This is a genomic window from Mesorhizobium sp. M4A.F.Ca.ET.022.05.2.1, assembly GCF_003998845.1.
In the GTDB taxonomy this organism is placed as follows: domain Bacteria; phylum Pseudomonadota; class Alphaproteobacteria; order Rhizobiales; family Rhizobiaceae; genus Mesorhizobium.
This window is the reverse complement of the sequence record NZ_RZOJ01000733.1, coordinates 1-1,212: the sequence shown is the minus strand read 5'-3', so window position 1 is coordinate 1,212 and position 1,212 is coordinate 1. Positions and strand designations below refer to the sequence as shown.

The window sequence follows — 1,212 nt, the reverse complement described above, 5'->3', positions numbered from 1 at the left end:
ACATCGACCTTGCCGTTCTCGCAGGTCTCGATGGCATCCGGCCCGTTGGAAGCGGTCAGCACCTCGAAATACTCGGCCAGCAGCCTGACCTCGAGCAGCCTGATATTGGCAGGGATGTCGTCGACGACGAGGATCCGCGCGGTCATCTCACAAGGCTCCGGTCTGGCTGTGCATCAGGCATCGCCCAGGTAGGATTTGATGGTCTCGATGAAGCGCGGCACCGAGATCGGCTTCGAGATATAGGCCTCGCAGCCGCCCTGGCGGATGCGCTCCTCGTCACCTTTCATGGCGAATGCCGTCACCGCGATGACCGGGATCGAATGAAGGTCGTCATCCTCCTTGAGCCATTTGGTCACCTCCAGCCCCGACACTTCGGGCAGTTGGATGTCCATCAGGATCAGGTCGGGCCGGTGCTGGCGCGCCAGATCAAGCGCCTCCAGGCCATTGCGTGTGCGAACAGTGTCGTAACCGCTGGCCTCGATGAGGTCGCGAAAGAGCTTCATGTTGAGCTCGTTGTCCTCGACGATCATGACCTTCTTAGGCATCGATTTCCCGTCCCGACGGTCCTCGGCGCCGAAGACCATCGTCATGCGTCCTTGCCGGATCGCACCCAACCCGCATCCACCCTACGCCAATATGATTGACGAAACGCAAACCGGCCGCTCCCAAAAGCTGTCCGGATTCCGGCCCGCGCAGGGTGATGGCTTGCCGCAAGCGACGCTTGCCGTTACTGCGGAGAGACTCAAGTTCCACGCACAAAAGGTAGTCATGGCAAACGCAGCGTCAATGCGCGAGGAAGCGGAAGCCCTTGCCATCAGGGCACTCGGCTTCGTTGCCGCCGATCCGGAGCTTTTGCCGCGCTTTCTGGCGATCACCGGCATCGAGGCGCACTCGATCAGGCGGGCGGCGAGCGAGCCGGGGTTTCTGGCGGGCGTGCTGCAGTTCATCCTTGCCCATGAGCCGACGCTGCTGCGCTTCGCCGAGGAGACCGGCACGCCGCCGGCCGCCGTTGGCAAGGCCTTGCGGGCGCTGCCGCTCGGCAATGACGACCATGAGCGCTCGGTATGAGCGACGATCCCGAGACGGCGCGGCAGATCGAGGAGCTTGCCGCCGACGACCGGCCGCTTTTGGTGCTCGACGTCGATGACGTCGTGCTGGAATTCATCCGGCCGTTCCCGCATTTCCTGAAATCGCGTGGCTTTGCCCTGACGC

The 1,212-nt window shown here is 63.0% G+C and carries 2 protein-coding genes and 1 pseudogene; 1 reads left to right on the top strand and 2 read right to left on the bottom strand.

Features of this window, described 5'->3' with window-relative positions; genetic code table 11:
* Positions 1–146, bottom strand: a pseudogene (locus tag EN745_RS37410) (response regulator); the annotation flags it as partial.
* Positions 147–173: 27 nt separating this feature from the next.
* A complete protein-coding gene (locus tag EN745_RS34980; RefSeq protein WP_126059060.1) occupies positions 174–545 on the bottom strand; it encodes a response regulator in 372 nt (123 codons plus the stop codon).
* Positions 546–768: 223 nt separating this feature from the next.
* Here EN745_RS34980 and EN745_RS34975 point away from each other — a divergent pair, with 223 nt between their 5' ends.
* Positions 769–1,068, top strand: coding sequence for a DUF3572 domain-containing protein (locus EN745_RS34975; protein WP_126054296.1), 300 nt, complete (start codon positions 769–771; stop codon positions 1,066–1,068).
* Positions 1,069–1,212 lie beyond the last annotated feature (144 nt).